Below are 6,075 nucleotides of genomic sequence, written 5' to 3'. Positions count from 1 at the left end.
CACAGCCCCAGACCCCAGTCTGCGACAGCGTACCAACACAGCTGCAACTTGCATGCCAGAGTGAGAGAAATAGAAGAAGAGAGCACACCAGAACTCGCTTACTTGTTGAAATAACTAGAGAATAAAATCTAATAAGATTCAGATCTGACCTAAATCTAGATCGTAAAGGGGAGTAGTAACGGGCCAGAATTGGCCCGGAGACCTGCATCAGACTCGCAAAATTGGCGCAACTCCTTGAAAATACTAGGAAAAGAAGCAGGCCAAAAATGGCCTGACCTAAGCCAAAAATGGCTTCCCCTTGTAATATAAGGGAAAATTCAAACAGAACCTTCAGAGCCGAGATGCTTTCAAAGTCCCGAACTTCCCCCAGAACAACCTATTTTCATGAAGTACGGTAAACATTACAAACAGCAACCTGCTCACCGAAAGGATTGAGAGTGCCCAATAAGAACCAAGTAGAAGGTATATATCGCTACTAAGGGCGCTATTGGAAGCTCAACAAGCAGACAGCATAATCAAGTGAGTCTAGCGCTATATGTTGACCTTCTAACTCGGTTACCCAATGACAACGAATTCAGCGAGGGCATTTGTCTTTTCACAACTGCGACAACCAGAGGCTCAACGGGACTTTGGTGTGTTGAACTCATATGTTCAAGCCTTAAGCCCATTCGACCGTGGCGCTATCCTTGCTACAATGTGGGAAAAGGGAGACTTTCAACAAACTGCTGGCACTTCAATATCTGGGATACTCCGAGATATTGAAGAAGGAGGGCTGCACGAAACTGTCTACCTATTCTTCACACCCGAAGAAGCAGCTATCGCATTAAGTGGTTTAGCTCGAACAGAAATTATATCAGGTGGCTCTCACGAGAAAGACGTATGTTATCGTTATGTCGCCAGAATTCTATTGGGAACGATTGGAACTCTCCCAGAAGAGGCTCTGAAAACGCTCCGGAAATTACATCCACGCATTAGCAAGGGCTCTGCTGATGTTGCCTTAATTGCGGCACATGCAATTGGAGATGACTTACTCCTGGATGCTGCACTCGTAAACATTGCCGCGAGAAACGATGGCCCGATCTCATTTGAAGAGTTCGAGGCTGTTGCAGGAGTGTCTGATCTGCGCACCTTGGCAAATGCAATATGCGAAATCAGCTCGGAATTGTCGCATAGTATCCCAGCACACGATTCTGTTCTTGCTGATATTTCGGAATGGCGATTGTTTGCTGAACATGCTGTTGAAGAAGTGTTGAGAAGATCCCGCAGGATAGTTGCAGGTACTGTCAAATATCAATCAGATAAGCTGACCAGTGTTGCAGAAGCTTCAGCTGTTGCGCGAGCAGTGAAACTTGCTTTGACAGAACGTCTGGATTGGGGACTGAAAACACTCGATGAACTTTGGGTTGGAGCTGCCCTTGCTCCTGATCACAAAGCCAAATCGATGCCTTCTCAATCGTTAAGTATTCAGCTTGGAAAAGTTGTCCGTGATGAACCTCAGCCCGAAGCTGTGTTGATTGCACAAAAAGTCACTCGAGAAATACGCCATGCTGGCGTTAAGAAGAAGCTACAACGAACCACCAAAGAAGGTATACGAAACCTTTCTCTTCACCCAGAGCGCGTTCTTGATCTACTTACAACAAATCACATTCCAGATGAGTTTACTAAGCTTATAAAACCTGCATTGGAAGGTATGTTGCTGCGCTTGTGGTGGTTGGATGTTTCCGTGTGGGCCAGACAAATGACAGACAAGTCCTTATGGCCGATGACCAGCAAGCTAATCTGGGAAGTTGAAGACGAAGGGGATAGGTTTGCTGCAGTCCTCAAAGGAGGATCGAATGAAGGATTATGGCTCCTTGTGGATGGTTCTACCCGCTTGAGAGCGGAATGGCAGCGGGTTCGGCTCTGGCATCCCGTAGAGAGTTCAGAAGAAGAGCGTCAAGAATGGCAATTTTTCGTTACCAAAGAGGGTATCAAACAACCCTTCCCGCAGGCTTTTCGGGAAATCTATCCAGTGATGGAAAATGAACTCGGCACAAACACATCCAGAATGTTTGCCGGTCACACAGTCAGTCAAGTCCCTCTATTCGGATTGTCACAACAAATGGGATGGAGGCCAAGCGATTATGAGACTCTAGCAATCACTCTTGCTGGTAGAAGGTTTAATTTTGAAACCGGCATACGTACCTTTCCAGGGTGCGCGGGAGAAGGAACAACAGGCAACTTCTCTTTAAAAGGGCCAGAAAAGAAGTTTAGTGATGTACCTCAGCGTGTCTTGTCAGAGGCCTTTCGGCAAACTGATCTGCTTGTAGCAACAGGTGCTGCAGGCGTAGAAGATATCTTGCTAGAAGATGCATGGGATAAGACCCAAAGCTATCCAGGCTAGCAAAGCCTAAAGATGCGCAAGATTATGCTCCAGCTCACTCACCCCACTGCCCATGTAGAGGGGCGATGGCTCATGCTTGCTGACGGATATCGAGTAAACTTAAGTACTGGACGTATTGTCTATAACGGCGCACCAATTGAGTGACCCAAAACAGATAAGCGGCAGCGAGGAACTGATCGGGTGATGGATAAACTCTGGTCTGCGATCTCAGTCTTCGGGCTTGCAGGTTGAACTTATCAAGCTAATCGTACGAATCTGTACTCATAACTCATTGTTTTGAGATTGAATTATGTACTTCAAGGGCCAGGAGCGGTCATTCGAGTGCTTCTATCTGGGGTTGAGATCGTTCGCAACGGAGGATTACGAGTACCGCTGAAAGGTGTAGAGAGTGGTTATGAGAAGTCACCAGCGCCTTAGGACTATTCTCGGAGAGCGAATAAGTCTCATAACGATAAGCTATTCTATTCCCGCGCAGCAACAACCAATGATATTAGCTTTTCAAACTCGCGCCGAGCGATAAAGCGATGCTCGATGCAATATTCAGTTTCGCGGGCGGCGGGTTTGCGGCATGAGAGAATAAGCTGCATTATCGCCTCTTCTCCAGTCATTTTTTCACTACGGGTCAGGGGTATAAATCGCTTCAGGAACTCGGTGGAGTCTGACTGGTGGATGATGACCGTATTCCATTTGGGGATCACTATGAGTGCCTGATTTCCCAGCCCCCACGCCCAGAAAGTCCCCTCAGGCAGACCAGTGTCTTCTGCGGGTATCCACCACAGATATCCATGCCCGTTTCGCAGTCCACCAAAGCCTGTTTCAGTGAAATCGGTCGTAATGAGGTCTATCCAGTTTTCAGCAAGAATGCGTTGTCCGCCAGCTGCTCCGCGATTGAGGTAGAGACTACCAACTCTTGCCAGATCACGCGCAGACATTTTGAACATTGCTGCCCTATGTTCGGACTGCTGAGGATCAAAAGTGTATGACACGGCGGAGCGATCAAAGTCTTGCATCCCGACAGGTTGTGCGATCCCGATATCGAACAGCTCTGCAATCTCGGAGCCTGTCGCCTTCTCAAAGACTGTCGTCAGCGCGTTATAGTCCCAGTTGTTGTAAGCCCAGATGGTGCCCGGCTGGTTTTCTGTGTGGCCCAAACGCCTGTCTATGTCCGCTTGCATGCTACCTGATGCGGCTGCAGGGTGGTTAATACCTGAAACACTTCGCAGTAAATGGCGCACGGTTGTTTGTCGTTGCAACTGCGTTAGCGGAACCGGGGCATCATCAATGCCCAGTTCCAGCAGCGTCGCCTCCAGGCGCAGTTCGTTTGTGTGCGAAGCCAGTTGCTGACCAACCAGAGCGCTCAGAAGCGTTTTTCTTATCGAATGAACACTGTAGGACTTTGAAAGATCACCGAATGCGCCAACTCTTTGACCATTGGTGACGATCATGAAGCTGTCAGTGCTCAAACCGGCAGCGTAGTTAAAAACTGCATCCAACCTCTTTGGGTCCCAACCCAAACCCTCGATCTTAGCGGTGTCAAGCCGGGTTATGTTCAGATTTCGGATGGGCCGTTCCTGACGTCCTAGTCCACGTTCTCCAGTCTCTATGAGATAGGTCAGCACGGATGCAGCAACCAGTACAACGGCTAGCGCGACTAACAGGTAACGGCGTTTCATGATAAATATACACCCCAATATTTAGTCCTTGAAAATCAATTTCCTGCCACCTACAAGACATGTCCCCGTGCTCCAAGGCCTGCAAATGATACCGACGTTGCGATGAAATCACTTAGGGTGGTACCACAGTCACAGTTGCGAGTGTAACATGTTTCTCTTGGTAGATAGCATTGCTAAGAACAAGAAGTATCGTTGGCAATCTGGACATATGAACGGGATAGGCAAAAATTTTGCCGTGATCCGTGGCAAGCGCGATGACCTGAGGGCAACAGCCATAACTGGAGTGTCGGGCCACAAGCCGACGTTCGACGACTTCTATCAAGGGTTGCGCAAGTCTTTGCAGATGAGACTACGGTCTCTTTCTGAAGAGCTCTTCTCAGCATATGATTATGTGAAGCGCCCGATAAGATAAGGGGCATTTTGAGCCCAAAGCGGCTCTGGAATGGAGTTGTCCCCGTTGTCCCCCTCAGATATATCGTTGAGGTTTTTGCATCTATCTAGGGCAAATAGAAGCACGAAATCTGATCTCGACCATGTGTAAAAAAGTATAATGTTTTCATTGGATTAAATGCGGAACCGTATCAGTAAGAAAACACTAACCAAGTGTTAACGCGCTATTTTCAATGTATTTTCCCAATAAAAATCTATTTATAATTTGAAATCTGAAATTTTTAAATGAGATATTTTCGAATAAAACATAGTGCAATTTAACAGTACTAATATCTATGGGCATATTTCTATTGGGAGCGAAGTAATATTGAATACATTTATTTATTGTTATGAAAATAGTTAGCCTCTTTTAGATGATGGGTAATAGCTTCACCTTATAAATCAGGTGAATATTTCGTAAGGTAAGATTGTTGGAGGCATTATATGTAGGGGCGTATAAAATGAACTCATTGACTGCTGCACTAGAATTTGTTGAATCTATTAATAATGAAGAGACACCTGATCTTGTTTCTAAGCGTCTTGCTGAACTTGGTCAGTCTTTTGGCTTTACAAGTTTTTGTCTTGCCGCGATCCCCGAAGCTAACACATCCTTTGATGGGTCTATTATGTTGAGTGGCTGGCGGCCTGAATGGCAACAACGTTATCTCGATCGTAATTACATACAAAATGATCCGATTGTCGCGAAAGCGCGTACTGCTAGTCGCCCATTTCTTTGGTCCAGCGTTGCCCGTGATAGCAATCTTTCTGCAGCTGCACAGCAAGTTCTGTCAGAAGCGCGCGATTACGGAATGTATGACGGAGTGTGTGTGCCAGTGCGTGGCCTTCAGAACTATCAAGGCATGCTGATTTTTGGTGGACCAGAAGTTCGACTGAATGAACGCGAAATCAGTGTTCTTCATCTGGTTGGCATTTATGCGAGTAATAAAGTGCGTGAACTAGCTGGTTCAAACATCAGTCGTCCTCGTCATCGCATTACTCCTCGTGAACTTGAGTGTCTGAAGTGGGCAGCTGCAGGCAAGACAAGTTGGGAGATCAGTCAGATCCTAAATATTTCTCAGCATACTGCGGACTGGTATCTGGCTTCGGCTGCCAGAAAGCTGCATGCTTCGAATAGAACACACGCGGTAGCTGAGGGTTTTCGGTTCGGCCTTATTCAATAAGTCTAAACGACACTTACTTATGCTCTCGGCAGGGTTCGCACCGCGCTTCCTGCTGTTTGCACTTTTACGGCATCCCGATTGTCGCAATTCAACCGATCGGTAAGGTGCAGCTACTCACGAGGCAATTAAGGCGTTGACTGTAAGCTTTTCTCTGAGTGCTTCGTAAGCGGCCGGTGAAGGTTGTAAAATCACTCCCACTGGTTGAGTTTTGCCTCCAGATCGACGTCCCCCTTGTAGCTGAGAAGTTTGCCGAATGTATTGCAGCGATTAGTTGAGCCCACCAGACTTTACTTCCATTCACTGCACTGCGTGAACTGAGGTAAGTGAGAGGCTGTTGCCAGCATCGTGGGCCATAATGTATGGACCGCCTGCATTTCGCAAGAGAGTTTTTACTTGGAACCTTGAAGTC

General features: G+C 47.0%; 4 protein-coding genes. 3 read left to right on the top strand and 1 reads right to left on the bottom strand.

Features of this window, described 5'->3' with window-relative positions; all coding sequences use genetic code 11:
* The first annotated feature begins 562 nt into the window (after positions 1–562).
* Positions 563–2,383, top strand: coding sequence for a DUF4132 domain-containing protein (locus tag PsWM33_RS23540; RefSeq protein WP_082827128.1), 1,821 nt, complete (start codon positions 563–565; stop codon positions 2,381–2,383).
* A gap of 461 nt (positions 2,384–2,844) precedes the next feature.
* Here the strand turns inward: PsWM33_RS23540 and PsWM33_RS23535 are convergent, their stop codons facing one another.
* Entirely contained in the window at positions 2,845–4,056 is a 1,212-nt protein-coding gene (locus tag PsWM33_RS23535) for a serine hydrolase domain-containing protein (protein ID WP_063301830.1), read from the bottom strand.
* A 148-nt stretch (positions 4,057–4,204) separates the two neighbouring features.
* On the opposite strand from PsWM33_RS23535, the gene PsWM33_RS23530 reads away from it, so the two are divergent.
* The gene (locus tag PsWM33_RS23530) at positions 4,205–4,468 is read left to right on the top strand and encodes a hypothetical protein (protein ID WP_063301829.1); all 264 of its coding nucleotides are present in this window, start codon (positions 4,205–4,207) and stop codon (positions 4,466–4,468) included.
* A 478-nt stretch (positions 4,469–4,946) separates the two neighbouring features.
* Positions 4,947–5,666: a LuxR family transcriptional regulator gene (locus PsWM33_RS23525; RefSeq protein WP_063297463.1), complete on the top strand. Its 720-nt coding sequence runs from the start codon at positions 4,947–4,949 to the stop codon at positions 5,664–5,666.
* The last annotated feature ends 409 nt before the right edge of the window (positions 5,667–6,075 follow it).

Source organism: Pseudovibrio sp. WM33, from assembly GCF_001623165.1.
Classification (GTDB): domain Bacteria; phylum Pseudomonadota; class Alphaproteobacteria; order Rhizobiales; family Stappiaceae; genus Pseudovibrio.
The sequence above is the reverse complement of the archived record's forward strand: the minus strand, read 5'-3'. Positions and strand labels throughout refer to the sequence as shown.